The organism is Nostoc sp. (genome assembly GCF_036917615.1).
Lineage (GTDB): Bacteria > Cyanobacteriota > Cyanobacteriia > Cyanobacteriales > Nostocaceae > Nostoc.
In genome coordinates this window covers 98,734-115,844 of record NZ_JBALCZ010000011.1, presented here as the reverse complement: position 1 = coordinate 115,844, position 17,111 = coordinate 98,734, and the positions used below count along the sequence as shown (strand labels likewise).

General features: G+C 41.7%; 15 protein-coding genes. 7 read left to right on the top strand and 8 right to left on the bottom strand.

Features of this window, described 5'->3' with window-relative positions; translation table 11 throughout:
* Nucleotides 1-7: 7 nt before the first annotated feature.
* The 5 genes from V7K85_RS01925 to V7K85_RS01905 form a co-directional block, all read right to left on the bottom strand.
* On the bottom strand, nucleotides 8-181 hold the full coding sequence (locus tag V7K85_RS01925) for a hypothetical protein (RefSeq protein WP_334810980.1): 174 nt from the start codon (nucleotides 179-181) through the stop codon (nucleotides 8-10).
* Nucleotides 182-398: 217 nt separating this feature from the next.
* The gene (locus V7K85_RS01920; protein WP_334810979.1) at nucleotides 399-1,133 is read right to left on the bottom strand and encodes a redoxin family protein; all 735 of its coding nucleotides are present in this window, start codon (nucleotides 1,131-1,133) and stop codon (nucleotides 399-401) included.
* A 77-nt stretch (nucleotides 1,134-1,210) separates the two neighbouring features.
* On the bottom strand, nucleotides 1,211-2,161 hold the full coding sequence (locus tag V7K85_RS01915; RefSeq protein ID WP_334810978.1) for an alpha/beta fold hydrolase: 951 nt from the start codon (nucleotides 2,159-2,161) through the stop codon (nucleotides 1,211-1,213).
* A gap of 22 nt (nucleotides 2,162-2,183) precedes the next feature.
* A complete protein-coding gene (locus V7K85_RS01910) occupies nucleotides 2,184-3,008 on the bottom strand; it encodes an SDR family oxidoreductase (RefSeq protein ID WP_334810977.1) in 825 nt (274 codons plus the stop codon).
* A 132-nt stretch (nucleotides 3,009-3,140) separates the two neighbouring features.
* The gene (locus tag V7K85_RS01905) at nucleotides 3,141-3,626 is read right to left on the bottom strand and encodes a glutathione peroxidase (protein WP_334810976.1); all 486 of its coding nucleotides are present in this window, start codon (nucleotides 3,624-3,626) and stop codon (nucleotides 3,141-3,143) included.
* Between the two features lie 1,113 nt (nucleotides 3,627-4,739).
* On the opposite strand from V7K85_RS01905, the gene V7K85_RS01895 reads away from it, so the two are divergent.
* Complete coding sequence (locus V7K85_RS01895) at nucleotides 4,740-5,195, top strand: DUF2141 domain-containing protein (RefSeq protein ID WP_334810975.1); 456 nt, start codon at nucleotides 4,740-4,742, stop codon at nucleotides 5,193-5,195.
* A gap of 23 nt (nucleotides 5,196-5,218) precedes the next feature.
* Here V7K85_RS01895 and V7K85_RS01890 read toward each other — a convergent pair whose 3' ends face one another.
* Together V7K85_RS01890 and V7K85_RS01885 are read right to left on the bottom strand one after the other, a co-directional pair.
* Complete coding sequence (locus V7K85_RS01890) at nucleotides 5,219-6,361, bottom strand: peptidoglycan-binding protein (RefSeq protein ID WP_334810974.1); 1,143 nt, start codon at nucleotides 6,359-6,361, stop codon at nucleotides 5,219-5,221.
* A gap of 353 nt (nucleotides 6,362-6,714) precedes the next feature.
* Entirely contained in the window at nucleotides 6,715-7,782 is a 1,068-nt protein-coding gene (locus V7K85_RS01885) for a DMT family transporter (protein WP_334810973.1), read from the bottom strand.
* Nucleotides 7,783-8,308: 526 nt separating this feature from the next.
* Between V7K85_RS01885 and V7K85_RS01880 the strand changes: the two genes are divergently transcribed.
* The 4 genes from V7K85_RS01880 to V7K85_RS01865 all read left to right on the top strand — a co-directional run bounded on the left by V7K85_RS01880 (nucleotide 8,309) and on the right by V7K85_RS01865 (nucleotide 12,218).
* Nucleotides 8,309-8,968, top strand: coding sequence for a vWA domain-containing protein (locus V7K85_RS01880; protein ID WP_334810972.1), 660 nt, complete (start codon nucleotides 8,309-8,311; stop codon nucleotides 8,966-8,968).
* Between the two features lie 10 nt (nucleotides 8,969-8,978).
* On the top strand, nucleotides 8,979-9,767 hold the full coding sequence (locus V7K85_RS01875) for a PP2C family serine/threonine-protein phosphatase (RefSeq protein WP_334810971.1): 789 nt from the start codon (nucleotides 8,979-8,981) through the stop codon (nucleotides 9,765-9,767).
* A gap of 6 nt (nucleotides 9,768-9,773) precedes the next feature.
* Nucleotides 9,774-11,792, top strand: coding sequence for a protein kinase domain-containing protein (locus tag V7K85_RS01870; RefSeq protein ID WP_334810970.1), 2,019 nt, complete (start codon nucleotides 9,774-9,776; stop codon nucleotides 11,790-11,792).
* Nucleotides 11,793-11,891: 99 nt separating this feature from the next.
* On the top strand, nucleotides 11,892-12,218 hold the full coding sequence (locus V7K85_RS01865) for a barstar family protein (RefSeq protein ID WP_334810969.1): 327 nt from the start codon (nucleotides 11,892-11,894) through the stop codon (nucleotides 12,216-12,218).
* Nucleotides 12,219-13,092: 874 nt separating this feature from the next.
* Here the strand turns inward: V7K85_RS01865 and V7K85_RS01860 are convergent.
* Nucleotides 13,093-14,721, bottom strand: a complete 1,629-nt coding sequence (locus V7K85_RS01860) for a Ppx/GppA phosphatase family protein (protein ID WP_334810968.1) — start codon at nucleotides 14,719-14,721, stop codon at nucleotides 13,093-13,095.
* A 450-nt stretch (nucleotides 14,722-15,171) separates the two neighbouring features.
* Between V7K85_RS01860 and V7K85_RS01855 the strand changes: the two genes are divergently transcribed.
* On the top strand, nucleotides 15,172-16,053 hold the full coding sequence (locus V7K85_RS01855) for a 4-hydroxybenzoate solanesyltransferase (RefSeq protein WP_334810967.1): 882 nt from the start codon (nucleotides 15,172-15,174) through the stop codon (nucleotides 16,051-16,053).
* A gap of 117 nt (nucleotides 16,054-16,170) precedes the next feature.
* Complete coding sequence (locus V7K85_RS01850) at nucleotides 16,171-16,938, top strand: DsbA family protein (RefSeq protein ID WP_334810966.1); 768 nt, start codon at nucleotides 16,171-16,173, stop codon at nucleotides 16,936-16,938.
* Nucleotides 16,939-17,111: the final 173 nt, after the last annotated feature.

Sequence of the window (17,111 nt, the reverse complement as noted above, 5' to 3'; positions counted from 1 at the left end):
CGGCTTGCTAGTAAGCTATTATTTGCAGGGTATATTCGTACTCTGAGTTCAATGGTCTTGCTTGATTGACTTGCTTTTTTGTCTGTACAGGTTTAGCTGTGACTGTCTGCACTAGCAATAAAGTAGTGGCGCTAGCAAATACAAAAGCAGATAATGAAGTTATTGTAAAAATATTAACCATAGTGCAAATGCGCTTCATAATGCTCAGAATGCTAACAACTTCTACCACCAATTTAAGGGATCACATCCACATTAGTACACCCTAAATCTAGCCTTATATATCACATTAACTTAAAACATAAGAGTGGCGGCGCTTGACCCATTTAAGGGCGATCGCCGCCTTTTTTCATAACAACCTGAAGTTGACACAGGTGACAGCTGTATACCCCAACTGAAACCTATTTAGCAGCGAAGTAGGCTTCTAGCGCCTCAGAACCACCAATTAATTTACCATCGATAAACACTTGGGGAACTGTTGTCGCACCCGTAACGGCTTTTAACGACCGTGTAGTGATATCCTTACCCAAGGTAATTTCTTCGTAGTTAATACCATGTTCCTTGAGCATCGCCTTAGCACGGGCACAGAAGGGACAACCGACTTTCGTAAATAGGGAAACTACTTCGGGCTTCACTGCTTGGGGATTGATGTATCTGAGCATTGTCTCAGCATCGGACACCTTAAAGGGATCTCCTGGCTCCTCTGGCTCAATAAACATGTTGTTGATTACGCCATCTTTCACCAGCATAGAATAGCGCCACGATCGCTTCCCAAACCCCAAGTCTGATTTATCTACCAGCATCCCCATGCCTTCAGTAAATTCACCATTTCCATCGGGAATTAGTGTGATATTTTCTGCTTCTTGATCCTTTGCCCATTCATTCATCACAAAGGCATCATTGACAGAAACACAGATAATATCATCGACACCATTTTCTTTGAAAACCTTAGCCAACTCGTTGTAACCAGGGAGATGAGTTGATGAACAAGTCGGAGTATAAGCACCCGGTAAGGAGAAGACAACCACTGTCTTATTAGCAAACAATTTATCGGTTGTCACATCCACCCACTGGTTATCCACACGAGTATGGAAAGTGACATTGGGTACTTCTTGTCCTTGGCGATTGGAGAACATAATTTTGCTTGCCTTTAGTAATCAATTCCAGTCATAACCTATCATAGGAAGACGAGTATGATGTAACTATCAATCAGCTAAGAAACTTCATTAATAAATGGAGCGATCGCTCCAACAAATTCAGCGGTTGACTCATATGGTAAAACATTGCGCCCATTTATTTTTATACCTCGACCTTGAGGTAAACAAGCGAGGTAGTGAGCCAAGCGTTCATCTGGCGTTTCTTTTCTATTGTCTTGACTAATACTCGATGCAGTTTCCCCCACAACCGCTAATGTTGGTTGCCCAATAGAGGCGATAAAACTAGTATAATCCTGTCGCCAAAATCCTGCTAAAAAAGAAAATACTGCATAGCGATTAGCAGGATTTTCTGCTCCTGCAACCAATGTCTTCAACCACTCTGCATCCACAGCATTTTCAGAAGCAAAAAGTTGACGAGTCGAGAAAGAATGTAAAAACTTTGGAGTGCGTGCATAGCGATAAAAAGCACTCCCAAAAGGCGAATCTAACAGGTTCCAAAGGACTTTTTGCTGCCATTCTGGTGATTTATTTGTCATCAAAGCCCACGCTGGAGGCCCAGAGAGTACAAGTCTGGCAATTAAGTTTGATTCCTTTTGGACTAATGCGATGCCTGCGGCGGGCAAAGCCAACGCAACTGGTAATAAAGCACCTTGTACTACTACAATGACAGGTTTTTGCACTACTGTTTGTAAAAAGTACTGCAACTGTTCCGCCCAATCCCTAGGAGTGTAAGCCACACGAGGCATATCACTTTCGCCACATCCTAATAAATCAGGGTTGTAAATTAAATTACGCTGACCTGTATTATACCATTCGCGACAAAATCGCTGCCAAAATTGCCGCGACAATCCGACGCCAATAGGATGAATTAACAGTAAGGGAATACCCTCAGATGTTGTATTAATTGGTTGATGAACTTCGTAGGCGCAACGATAATTCTGCCAACTGTAAAACTGGCTAGGAGATGCTGTCAAATTGGTTGTGTTAGCTATAGCTGATGGTTGCATAATTCCCAGTTTTTAATAATTGCTAAAAAATTATTTGTGGATGAATTAACTGGTATCCAGCCTCTTTGAGCTTTTCATTCGATACCCAAGCATTATATGGGCGAGTACTCTTGATAGAAGTATCCCATTTAACTTTGGGTAAATTATGTTTTTCAAATAGGCACTCTAGCAAGTCTCGGCTGGTAAAATGTGCATCATCGACTAGATTGTAAATCCCTTGCAAACGACGGTGACGGGCAAATTCTATCGCACTAACAATATCATCTAAATGAATCCAATTTGTGATATCCTCGCCATTGCCAGGACGGGTTGCACCAGAATATCTGTTAAATATTTTCACCAGTTCTCTGTCAGTCCCATAAATCCCTCCTAAGCGGAAGATACAAACGCGGAGATTTTCGTTAGATGCTGATAGCAACACATCCTCTGTTTTTCGGAGAATTTGTGTATTTAAATTAGCGGGTGCAACCGGTGTTTCTTCATCTACCCATACACCATTTCTGTCACCATACACTGCATAACTTCCTGTATATATCAATTGTTTTACACTCTTAATCTGCTGCAAGCATGAAACTAAAGTTTGAGCAGTTTGTAGATAAGTTTCTTCGTAAACTTCCGCACCTTTTGCACCAACACTCAAAAGTACAACATCTTGATTGTGCAAAACTGATTTTAGACTATCTAGGTCATTTCCGCAGGTAACTACAACTCTTTGGGATACTGATTGTAGTGCAGGGACACGCTCAGGGGAAGTTGTGGTTACACTGATCACAAAATCCCTCTTCTGCTGCCAATATTGAGCAACTTTATAACCAACATAACCACAACCAATAATTGCAACGTTCATGACAAATTAGATACAAATAAGTTAAACTAATGATCGAGATAATATTCTCAATTAAGGGACTGGACAGAAATAAATTTAACAGTCCAGAGTTAACAGTCAATAGTTAATAAGACAGAAAGTTTTACCTAATGACTATTTTGCTAATTCTTTCTCAATTATGGCAATTATCTCTGGTGAATTGGGCTGGATACTACTATTAAATCGAGCGATCACTTCACCTTGTTTATTAACTATAAATTTTTCAAAGTTCCAAGCAACAGTTCCGGTTGGCTTAACGGCTTTGGTAAGTCGCTGATAAAGTGGATGCTGCTGTGAGCCTTTAGCATGAACTTTATCGAATAGTTCAAAGGTAACATCATATTTACTCGTGCAGAATTGCGAAATATCTTCATTGCTTCCTGGTTCCTGCGCTCCAAAATCGTTACAGGGAAACCCCAAAATACGTAACCCTGCTTCCCCATACTTCTGGTTCAACTTTTCTAGCTCCTCATATTGAGAAGTATAACCGCAGTAGGAAGCCACATTCACAATTAAGAGTACCTTGCCAATATAGTCGTTTAATTGCTTATCCTCACCGTTGATGGTCTTGACTGCGATGTCCGAAATTGTGTTAATCATCTTGAATCTGATTTATAGGGAATATTGCCAAGTCTCCCATATTACAGGTACTCTAAACTCGGTTTATTTTAGGAAATTAGGTTTGTTAGCCTTGTTTACCACTACGATTCTATTTAACTCAGGTTATAAGCTTGTATGGGAGTTTCAATAGATGTTTCCCTGACTGATTGATGCTCAATGACCAAAGCGATGTCTAACGATAAGCCAGGAGGCAGAGCCTCTTTGCTCAACTGGTACGTCTGATCAATTAAGATCGCGATCGCCTCTCATATCCGCCTAATCATTTACGATATGTAATTGCGAGTACAACGTACTTCTAGGTCGAAGCAAGCTATGCTACCGCGAACACTTCGTACCCTTCTCCTGGCAAAGACCAAGGCCAACGGGTTCTAGACATCTCCAAAAATTAAATATGCGTTATCCAGAACCCTTGTAGAGACGCGAAATTTCGCGTCTTTACATTCTTTTCCGGAGATGTCTAATACAAAATTTTTTCGCAGAGATGAATTAGGAATTATGTTGACTCCTGTCTTGAGTTTATCTCTACAGCCCGTCACTTTTATCAACAAGGTTAGATGGTGGAGACTGCGGGCAATCTATCGGTTCTTTTAGCCGATGGTAGCTTCTGGATTATGTTTAAAGGATATAGTTGCTTTATTTGTTGCATTAAGAGATATACGCCATAACAGACGCAAAAATGTATTATGCAATACATTAATACATTTTTTTGAGTAAATAGACAATCAGTCAAATTTATCCTTTTAGAGGATAGCAGAACTCAAAGTTGCTCTTGACACCCTGTGGGTTGCGATCGCTGCCTTTTTAGTGTTTTTCATGAACGCTGGTTTTTGTATGATTTAATAGACCCAGCTTTAAAACTAGGAGGATAGAATCTGAAAGGCCCAAAGCAGGTAGGGTTTGAAATTCCAGTAGATGGCTATGAGAACCTGGGAACGGGATGACTGACTACTGCGTATACAAGATAAATCTAAAGACGAAATATGGCAGGATGCTTGCGAGTATTGACCGAATAATGTCAGTATGAATCTGCGTGATCTGAATCAAAGTGAAAACTTAATTTCAACAAAACTTATTTTAGCTTGTGACAATTTTATGGTTAAAGGATTGAGAGCTAGTATGCTGCTATTGGCAGTTCTGGGAAATCTGGCATGGTCATTTACTGCTAAGGCAAATTTTAACGGCAAACTCACCGTGGAAATTGATGGCTTGAAGAATAAAGAAGGACAAGTCTGTGCCAGTATATTTACAAGCAGTGAAGGATTTCCTAGCGATCGCGATCGCGGCTTACAAAAGCAGTGTAGCAAGATTACTAACACTCCCTTAACCATTACCTTTGAGAACTTGAAAGCAGGTAGTTATGCTGTTGCTATCTTCCACGATCAAAATAATGACGGCACTCTCAATAGTAATGGACTTGGTATACCAAGCGAAGGCTTTGGATTTTCCTGCAACCCAGAAATTCGCACAAGAGCGCCCAAATTTAGCGAAGCAGCATTTGTGGTCGCAGGCCCAAACACTTATATCCAAATCCAATTGAAATATTTTTAGGCTGACCAAAAAGCGAAGTTGCTCTATTCTCGCGAATCGTTGTATGAATCTTCTGGTAGACTTTGTTGTTCTGGCAAGCCACGCATTCGATTGATTTGAGTTAAAGCATATCGTGCTGTTGCTTGCACTTCGGGATCTGGGTCTTCCAGCGCATGGAGCAACATCTGACTGGTTTGACTCATCATGTCATAAACGCGCGTCAGGTCACGGATCGCATTTTGCCGCACTTGTGGACTTTCATCTTGGATTGAAGTTGCTAGAGCACGGTTCATCGGTTTGAGTGCGCGGATGCCAATTTCTGCCAAAGCTGCCAAAATTAAGCTGCTTTCTTGAGAATCGGCATCAATCATCAGGTCAACCATAGGCTGAATTGCCCGCGAATCTCCCTGCTGACCCAAATCCCAAATAGCCTTGTGTCGCTTCGTTGGGTCAGGACTGCGTAAGTCTTGAATTAATTCGTCAATGATATTGAGTTTAGCAAGCCGGGAAGTTTTTTCCGGTAGCAGTAATTGTGTGGCGAATGGTGGCGTAGCTGTTTGTGGACTAGTTACAGTCTCTGGTGAGGGTGGTGTCATCGGGTCTTTCTTAGCTTCACTCAAACTTTTAGTATTTGATATTTCCGACTTTTGCACTTGTTGTACCTGACGAAACCACCTCAGCAGGTAAACAAGTGCGCCAATACTTCCTAGAACTCCGATGGCAAATAGTAACCACCAGACAAAACCTCTCTCGATTGGCTTGGGTTTTGCAGTTGGTTTGGAAGTCGTAGCAGGAGAGACAACAAATGGAGAGGTGACAATCTGATTTTTGGCAACTAAAGCTGCTTGCAGTCTCCCCCTAGTCGCCAGACCCGTAATCCCATCTACTTCTAAACCCTTTGCTTTCTGGAATTTAGCTACAGCCATTTCCGTACTGGCGCTGTACTCTCCATCTACCACGCCATTGTAGTATCCCAACTCCTTTAATTGGGTTTGTAGTATCTGCACATCTGATTTTGGACTACCATATCTCAAAACAGCCGGACTAGCAGTAACTGTCGAACTAGCTTGTGCAAGTTCTGAAATTGCAGGTGCTAGGTTAGGTGTGGCTGTACTTGCGTGATTTGGGTAAAAACCCAGGCAAGAAAAACAGGTAAATATCAAAATTGAGGAAGGGCGTAGCCTCATATTGCAAGTTTCAGCCTGAACGTGCTTTTGAAATCATCGATCCCACAATAACTTCTAGATGACCAAATGTTAACTCTTATTTTTCATTGGGTATTGGCCATTGGGCACTTGTTAAGTAGGTCGGCGTGAATAATTATTGTTGGGATAAGGCAGTTATTGCTGGGGGCAGGGGGCAGGAGGAGAAAAAGTTTGAGCCTTATTTACTTTTCTTCACACAGTTTGGTTTTATTGCACCGACTTACTTACTGAGCTTGTCCTGAGCGTAGCCGTTGGTCAACGCTTAGAGCGAGTATTCGTTCGCTTTTAGCGTCTCGTAGAGAGCGTCATTAGGAATTACGAATTATTTTAACGAGTTAGGGCAAAATTTCGGGTTCAGATTCTCTGATTGCTAAAGTTATGGGGTTTAATTTTTTAGCAGATGCTTCTAAAACTGGTTGCTGTATATTAGCTTTTTCGCCGACAGTAACTGTGTCGGTTTGCGCTGCTAAAGTATCACGTTGGTTAATCAGATAGATGCTGATTAAAGTCAGGAAAACACCGACCCACTGCAACGGACTGAGGACTTCTGAGAGAAAAAGATTGCCGAATAGTAGGGCAAAGACGGGTGTGAGGAAGGTGAGGGAACTAAGACTGGTGAGACTGCTACTAGAAGCAAAGTAGAAGAATAACCCGTAGGCGATCGCACTGCCAAATACGGTAGCATAACCCAAAGCCACTAAATCAGATGCTCCTAGATTCTCCCACTGCTGGGATTCGACAACTGATGAAACTCCCCATAGTGGCAATCCACCCAAAATCATGTGCCATCCCGTGGCGCTTACTGGGTCAGCATGTCGGCACACAAACCGAATCAACACTGTTCCCACTGCCATTGATAGCGCTGCTAACAGCATCAACCACTCGCCACGGGCAAACAAATCTTGCCAGTTCCCAATTGTGATATTTGCGCCTGAGTCGAGAAAATGTAAAATCCACTCATTAGGTAAACCAATTAAACTAATGCCTGTGACTCCTAGTCCTAGTCCCAGCCATCCCCAAAAACCAATATGTTCCTGGAATAGCCACAACGATAGCAAGGCAACAGCCAAGGGTTGGGAGTCAATCATCACAGACCCTAACCCCGCACTGGTTCTGACTAATCCTTCTGCCAAAAAGCCTTGAAACAGCGTCCCATCTATCAGGGCAAATAATCCAATCCACAGCCATGCAGCCCAACCTTTGGGCTGGGGTTTACCCATGAATGCTGCTGCAATCAAAATTAACATCCCCGCTGGTATCAGACGCACTCCCGCCATGAATAGCGGTGTGGTGTGGGGTATCACTCCTTTCATGGCTACCATTGCCGTTCCCCATAGGAAAAAGGGAGCAATTAACAAAAAGGGGGCGAAGGGAAATCGAGATGCACTGAGTTTCAGTTGCATGGGTTTGCTGATGCCTTTGTTTAACAAGCGCAAAAATTGCTTTACCCAATTTTACCGAATTATGTAGTTTTGCGTAGGCATAGCCCGTCGTAGACATCGCCTCTGGCGGGTGCTTTGCACCATCGCGTCGTGTCTGCCAGAGAAGGAAAGAATACTCAGGTTTAGCTAAGGTTGCAGGATGCGGAAGATTGTAATCAGACGGATAGCTTTAAAAAGCTTTATTAGATGACAAGCACAAACGCTTTAAATTAACCTAAGTTCGATAAACCTCTCCCTGACTCGAACTAAAGTTCAAGTCTGTCCCTCTCGCCCGTCGGAGAGGGGCGGTTTTGCGTAGTAAAACCTTCTTAGAGGTCTTTCGATTCAGATCGTTAGGCAACACCACATAAGCCGTCAAACTCAGCTTAAATCAGGCAAATAGGCAATAGTATTTATACGTATAAATACTACTGTAAAAGTCTTTTTTAAAGCTGACAATATAAATGATTGATCTCTCAGACCAGTTGATTCAATTTAGGAGCATCGAATGTCTGTAGGATTGCCTGAATTCGTTGAAAATCCAGAAAATCGTTGCCCTGTAATTCTCTTACTCGATACTTCTGGTTCTATGTCAGGTCAGCCTATCCAAGAGTTAAATCGAGGACTTGCTGCTTTCAAAGAAGATGTACTAAAAGATTCCCAAGCATCGCTGAGTGTGGAAGTGGCCATGATCACATTTGGCCCCATAGTTAAACTCACGCAAGACTTTGTGACGATTGACCAATTTACACCGCCTATATTGAAAGCAAATCATTTTACCCCAATGGGTGCGGCGATTGAGTATGCTTTGGATTTTCTAGAGAACCGGAAACAGACTTATAAAGATAACGGTATTCTCTATTATCGCCCTTGGGTGTTTTTGATTACAGACGGAGCGCCATCAGACTCCTGGCAGTCAGCCGCGCAAAGATTGAGAGAAGCAGAAGCACAAAGCCGACTGTCATTTTTTGCAGTTGGTGTAAAAGGTGCTGATATGAATATCCTCAAACAAATTTCCCCACCTGAACGTCCACCAGTTATGCTAAATGGCTTAGATTTTCGTGAGCTGTTTGTCTGGCTTTCTGCTTCGATCAAACGGGTTTCTAGTGGCAAAGTAGGGCAAGCTGTAGCTTTACCGGCTATGGGATGGGGTCAAATTACCAGTTAGAGGAAATTTTGTGAATTGGAAAGCTGTTGCACGTTACGCTATCGGAACAAGTCATCAAAACCAGGGGATACGTTGTCAAGATTATGGGGATTATCGCATCTTTAATGATGTGATTGTAGGCGCTGTTGCCGATGGTGCTGGTAGTGCAAAATATTCTGATATTGGTTCTAAGTTGGCGGTAGAAACGGTACTTAAATGCTTTTCTGATATTAATGAATCTCCTCAGAAGCAAGAAGAATTAGAAGAAGGTTTTTCTCAACCACTGTCCAAAGAAGAAGTTCATAAACTGTTTGCTAAGATTCTGGAAATAGCTCTTGAAAAGTTACATAATCAAGCAGCCCAAGGAAATTATTCTGTCAATGATTTAGCTTGTACGTTGTTGGTTTTCGTGGCGACTCCTGACTGGATTGCAGCTATGCAAATTGGGGATGGATTTATTGTGGTACGTTCCCAAGAGTCAGAATATCAACTGTTGTTTGAGCCAAATAAAGGTGAATTCATCAATGAAACGACTTTTATCACCTCAACAAATGCAGTAAAAGAAATGCAGGTAGAAATTATTTTAGAAAAACAAGAGTTTATTTGTGCTTCCACTGATGGACTGGAAAAAGTAGCAATTCGCTTGAGCGACTGGAAACCCTTCCCACCTTTCTTTAAACCTTTCGAGGAATACTTGCATGATACTGTTAATCCAGAGAAAGAAGATAAATATTTAATAGAATTTCTCAACTCTGAACGGCTAAATTCTCGCACTGATGATGATAAAACCTTACTTTTATGCTTGTTTGATAGAGAGTAAAATTCGATGACAGTTCTCACCTGTGCCAGTACGGGTCAATCGATTACTTTGCTGGGTGAATTAATAGCTGATAGTGGTGAAGGTCAGGTTTGGCGAACTAATCGCAATGGTTACTTAGCAAAAATTTACCACTCGCCAACTCCTGAGCATGTGCAAAAATTGGCGGTGATGATAGCGCACCGACCCAAAGAGCCAAACTCTGATCTCAATCATATTTCTTTTGCTTGGCCTAAGTCGGTACTGAAAGATGCTCAGGCTAATTGCGTGGGCTTTTTAATGCCGGAAATTAAGGAGGGAAAAGAACTTATTGATGTTTACAACCTCAAGCGCCGTAAGACTTTAAAACTTGATGTTGATTGGCGTTTTCTCCACACAACGGCGCTGAATATCGCCTCAATTATTGAAGAAATTCACATTTCTGGCTATGTTGTGGGTGACATCAAGCCGCAAAATATTCTTGTAAATGATCGCGCCTTACCTTCTATTATTGATACTGACTCCTTTCAGGTTCGGAATCCAAAAAATAATAAGGTTTATCGTTGTCTAGTTGGTTCAGAGGGCTTTACACCACCGGAACTGATTGATCAAGATTTTTCTAGCATTGAGCAAACTGAAGTACACGATCGCTTCCGGTTAGCAGTCATTATCTATCAGTTGTTGTTTGGTGGTCAAACTCCTTTTGCAGGAAAGTGGATAGGTGCGGGGGAAACTCCAGAAACTAATGAACTTATCCGTCAGGGTTTATGGCTGTATGCACCAAACCGTTTGATTCAACCTGTAGAAAGGACAATTCCTCTTGAGATTATTCACCCAGAGGTTCAGCGATGTTTTCTCAGATGCTTTAATGATGGTTATAAAAATTCTAACTTGCGCCCAACTGCTGGGGATTGGGTAAAGGCGCTGAGACTTGCTGTTAATGAGTTAACTATCTGTGGAAAGGTAGACAGCCACTACTACAGCCAAACTTATGGTAAGTGTTATTGGTGCGATCGCTCTACAAAACTTGGTATTGATATATTTCCTAGCTTTGCTAGACCAAAACAACAATCTGCTTTTTCTGTATCAACATCACAACCTGAAGCTTTTGCCGCAGATAAAATTATAGAAAATGTTGCAATAGGAGGGCAAATCCATACTCTGCAAAGGCATTCCGGCTCTGTTCATTCCGTAGCTTTAAGTCCAGATGGCAGAATTATTGCCAGTGGAAGTGGTGACAAGACTATCAAACTGTGGGATGTAAGCACGGGAAGAGAAATTTCCACTCTTCAGGGGCATTCCTCCTATGTTGATTCCGTAGTTTTCAGCCCAGATGGAAAAAGCCTTGCCAGTGGGAGTGATGACAAGACTATCAAACTGTGGGATGTGACAACAGGAGGGCAAATCCGCACTCTCCAAGCGCATTCTTCCCGGGTTCAGTCCGTAGCCTTCAGCCCAGATAGCAAAACCCTTGCTAGTGGGAGTCGTGGCAAGACTATCAAACTGTGGGATATGACAACAGGAGGGCAAATCCATACCCTACAAGGGCATTTCAACTATGTTTATTCTGTAGCTTTCAGCCCAGATAGCAAAACCCTTGCCAGTGGGAGTCGTGACAGGACTATCAAATTATGGGATGTGACAACAGGAGGGCAAATCCATACCCTACAAGGGTATTCCTCCCGGATTCATTCCGTAGCCTTCAGCCCAGATAGCAAAACCCTTGCCAGTGGGAGTCGTGACAAGACTATCAAACTGTGGGATATGACAACAGGAGGGCAAATCCATACCCTGCAAGGGCATTTCAACTATGTTTATTCCGTAGCTTTCAGCCCAGATGGCAAAACCCTTGCCAGTGCGAGTCATGACAGGACTATCAAACTGTGGGATGTAGGCACGGCAAGAGAAATCTACACCCTTCTGGGGCATTCCTCTTATGTTACTTCCGTAGCTTTCAGTCCAGATGGCCAAATCCTTGCCAGTGGGAGTGATGACAAGACTATCAAGATTTGGCAGCTTGCATCATCAACCAATACGGCTACACAATAGGTTTCAAGAAGTCATCTAGTAGTCGTGATAACTAAGGAAGAATATATGAGTGAATTCCTAAATGTTTCAATAGACGTAAAATAAGGTATACGTGAAGCAGTGGAACAAATAGCCGCAGAACCAGGAACTAAAGTTTTTTATCTTGATGGTAAAAAAATTAGTAGCAAAGAAACATTTTTAAGTAAAGCTGCTGAAGCAATGCAATTTCCTACATACTTTGGTGCTAATTGGGATGCTTTTGATGAATGTATCACCGATTTAACATGGTGTCCGGCTGAGAGATACGTGATATTGTATGACCATGCTGAAATATTTGCTCAAGCTGAACCGACACAGTATCAAATAGCATTGGATATTTTAAATTCAGCCAAAGAATACTGGGAAGCTAATAATATTACTCTGAAGTTTTTTACTATAAACAAATAAGTTGAATCATCCTTGAACATTCCCGCAAATTTCATCCAAGGATGTTCGGTTTGGGGAGGTTCAATTTCCAAAGTCACTATTTCTGGTTTTCGCTCTTGTAAAAGTTGAATGAGTTTCTCTAACGCTTCTTCTTTTGTCGCACCAGAGCTTTTAATATCTGGCAAGCCTAGCACTGTCGCACTAACCCTACCATCTTGTTGATTCTCAATCAACACATCGTAACTTAACTTAGGTACAGTTTTAGTAAGAGAAGTTGTTACAGATAAATTTATCAGATTTTTTCCCTCAAGCTTTGATAACGATCATAGCTCTCAAAGCTGAGAAATTCTCACAATAGACCTCTTGCATAAATGCTTAAATTGTCATGTTGAGCAGAGCGAAACAAAGTAGTGAGATTCTTCTCTCCACTACGTTCCGTACCCTGCGGTAACGCTGCGCGAACAGAATGATATTCGTCATTTTTTGACTTTTGCAAGAGGTCTAATCAAGAAATCTAAGCTATATGCTGAAGCCTGAATATTCTCCAGTGCAGAAAACTGAGCAATTTAGCCTGCTTGATTGAAATTTCATAAAAGGATACCTAAGTTTTCCCGGCTTAGATATCCTATAGCAACATAACCTACACTAAATAGATTGTTAATTCTAGTCTAAGTCCTAATTTGTGTTTTTAAAATATTTCTTGAGTTAGTTTTTAAATTCATACTTAAGTATGATGAAAAAGTATATGAGAATTAACTGAAATTTTGAAAGCAGATGCGTAATTTACAGATAATTTGTATAAGCGCATATATATACGCTTATACTTGATTCAGCAGATGCGTTATACAGCATTAACGCACCCTAATTTCTAGGAGAAGTTAGCAACGCTAGACTTTTATAAACTCGCTACTAATTTTACTCCAAATTCTTCCTCAAACACTCCTTTTTTATAATCTAAACTCCAGAGTTCTAAGGCGCAGTCATCATTAGGTTGAGATGGGAATATTAGCAGATTACACTGCCTCAATTGTGGATAATACTCACACTGCACTTGGGCGATCGCACCGATTTGTCGTCTATCTAATGCCACTGCCAATCTTAAAATTGCACTCAATTGACTGACCATTTGTCGCTGATGTTTAGTCAGCCAATTTTGGTAATTTTCATGTTTTTTCTTGGGAGGCGATTTGCGATGATAACGCGCTAAATTGGCAATGATTTCAATCTCGGTTTCTGTATAACCGAGTAATTCCCCATTGCGAATTAGATAGTAAGAGTGCTTGTGGTGAGACGAATGGCTGATATAATGACCGCAATTGTGTAATATTGCAGCTGCCCACAGCAGTTGTCGCTCGTCAGATCCCCAGTGATGTAGTGTACCTTGAGTTTGGTCAAATAAACTCTGGGCAAATGTTGCCACGCGATCGCTATATTCTAAGTTGACGTGGTATTTATTAGCTAGTTTTAGAACATTCCGTTCCCGAACTGAACTTTGGTAACGCAGCTTATCTTCAATTAAACCGTGGGTTAGCATCCAGTCTACGATTACGCCTTCCCTTAAAGAACGCTCACAAACTGTGACCGATTCACTACCCAAAAGGGTCATTGCTTCCTGTAATATGACTGCGCCAGCGAGTATAACTTCAGGGCGCTTATCTGGCATACCCGGAATCGCAGCCTTTTCTGAGTTACTCAGTTTCCGGAAGCGATTTACCAACTCTCGCAAGTCTTTAAGACTGAACTGGTAACCATTGAGAGTGGAAGGAATGACACCTGACTTTTCTCGTACATGAATCATCGCCAGGGTTTCAATTGTGCCCGCCGTACCCACTAAACGCGGAGATTCCCCAAGTTCGAGGTTTGTTAGTACCTCATCCACGGAACGTTCTAACATCCCGCGTGCATAAGCTTGCAGATACTGAAACTCGGTGTTGCTGATTGGGTCAGTGGTGATTAACTCGCTAGTGAGTCGCACTGCACCCACTTTGGTACTGGTGAGAGTACGTGCTTGGTGACTATCACCCAAAATTAATTCTGTGGAACCACCGCCAATATCAATAATCATGTGGGGCTGGTTGTGAAATTCCATCCCCGATAGTACGCCAAGGTAGATTCGTCGCGCTTCTTCTTGACCAGAAATCAAGTCAACGCTTAAACCTAACTCCGTTTCTATTTTGTGCAAAAAATCTTTCCCATTGGGGGCTTCCCGCACAGCACTAGTTGCCACCGCAATGATTGTTTCAGCATTAATAGTTTTGGCAACTTCTTGGAAGCGTCCTAAAGCAGCGATCGCCTTTTTAATTATCTCCGGTTTGAGTTCCCCAGTACTAAGATTGCGATCGCCAAGTCTGACGGTTTCTTTTTCTCTGGCGATAATGCTGAAAGCTGGTAGTATGGGGTCAATCTTCACTACTACCATATGTAGAGAATTTGTTCCCAGGTCAATGGCAGCAATAATCCGGTCTTGCTTAGTTGGTTGAGTTGGAACACTCTCCCAGCTAGCCGAAGCAACTAAATTCAGCATCTAGTTTTCTCTCTTTATAAGAAATGGCAAACGGTGGTATGTCGGGGTAGCTGGCGCTGATATTTGTTGCAACACACTTGCTCAAACTGAGTACTGGGTGCTAGGTACTGAGTTAATTAAAAAATACTCAGCACTCTTCATCTTTAGTCGGGGGGAACTCAGCTAAGTATATTCACCCTACTGCTTCTAACCGTAGTGACTATTTAAAGATATTTTAAGTTGCCACTTGGGGTTATGTTTTTACAAATAACAAATAACGTTATTCTCTAGATGTAAAGATGTGTGAATTAGAAATATAAAATAGAAAATAGCCTGTTATCTACTGGATTGATGCTGTATCGTTGGCATAATTCGGCGAATAGAGGCATATTTTTACAAATATAAAATAACGTTATTCTGTAGATGTAAAGATGTGTGAATTCATCTATCTAAAGTTATTTGTTGATTTCTATGTTAACGACGCCAGAACGCCCCCAGCAACCAGTTTGGCTTGTAATTATCCGGCTTTTGCGCTGGCATAAACCAGAAGGACGGTTAATTCTAATGATTCCTGCCCTTTGGGCTGTGTTTTTGGCAGCTTCTGGTAAACCGCCTTTACCTCTGGTTGGTGTAATTATATTGGGTACTCTGGCCACGAGTGCGGCTGGGTGTGTTGTCAATGATTTATGGGATCGGGACATTGATCCACAAGTGGAGAGAACACGCGATCGCCCCCTAGCTTCTCGCGCCCTGTCTGTGAAAGTTGGGATTGTAGTCGCTATAGTCTCGCTAGCATGTGCAGCAGTCCTGGCCTTTTATCTTAACCCCCTGAGTTTCTGGTTATGTGTAGCAGCAGTGCCTGTAATTCTGCTTTATCCAGGTGCAAAGCGGGTGTTTCCTGTACCGCAACTGGTGCTTTCCATCGCTTGGGGTTTTGGCGTGTTAATTAGCTGGAGTGCAGTGACACAAACCATCTCCCAGCCAACTTGGTTACTTTGGGGCGCGACTGTACTGTGGACATTAGGATTTGATACAGTTTACGCCATGAGCGACAAGGAAGACGATCGCCGCATTGGTGTTAATTCTAGCGCTCTATTTTTTGGGAATTATGCCCCTGTAGTTATTGGAATTTTCTTTGCTGGCACAATCTTGTTATTGGCTTGGTTAGGTGTACTCATAGATCTGCACTTAGCCTTCTGGATTAGCCTTGCAGTTGCTACTATCGGATGGGTTTGGCAGTCTCTGCGATTAAGACAGCTAGACTTACCTAATCCTGTTTATGGTAAAATGTTTCGGCAAAACGTCTGGATTGGTTTTATTTTACTTGCTGGAATGATTGCTGGATCTTTTTAATAAGTAAAAATAAAATTCCCATAACTTTAATTATGGGATTTTAAATTGGAGTGTACTCCTAAGTCGAAGCGACTGCGCGTCTATCAGTTAGATAAAAAATATTTATGAGTGTTTTGTATGGGTATATTTTTTGATTGGTTTAGTCCTTTATTTCAGTATCTGCGTACTTGGACAGCAATAGGTCTGCTATGTTTGGTTGTTACCTGGTCAATTCCTGCACAAGCTGCTAGCCGCATTGATCCGCAACTGGAACAGCAAGTATTACAAATTATCCGGGAACACCCAGAGGTACTTATTGAATCTGTTCAAGGCTATCAGCAGCAACAACAACAGAAAGTAAAACAAGCACAGCAAGCATTTTTACAGGATTTAAAGAAGAATCCTCAAACAGTAATTGATAAGTCTCCCACCACAGGTTCAAGTCAATCAAAAACTGTGTTAATAGAATTTTCAGATTTTCAATGTCCCTATTGTGCTGAGGCGCATAAAACCCTGAAACAATTATTAGTAAAGTATCCAGATAAAGTAAGATTAGTTTACAAGAATTTTCCGCTGACTTCAATTCATGCTGAAGCATTGCTAGCTGCGACAGCGGCTTGGGCAGCATATCAGCAAGGCAAATTTTGGGAATATCATGATGCGCTATTTACTAATCAAAAGCAACTAGGTGAGGCGTTATATTTAGATATTGCTAAAAAACTGAATCTGGATTTAGGTAAGTTTAAACGCGATCTGACTCTTGCCACTCCCGCAATTAAGAAAGATATCCAGCTAGCTGAAAAATTGGGTGTTCCTGGCACACCATTCTTTGTAATTAATAGTCCAACTTTTTCAGGAGTGGTGCAGCTAGAAGACATCGAAAGTATATTAGTTGGTGCTAAGTAAATTGGTGTATTTGAAAATTGATTAACGTCGGTAATCGCAATAAATAGTTGTTCTTACAACATCCGTAGCAAATAGGCTGATTACAGAATTTTCAGCAAGGGAATGTCATTTTCCTTTAGTCCTCTTGTCGGTATTAAAAGTTTTAGATCCCTCTAAATCCCCTTTAAAAAGGG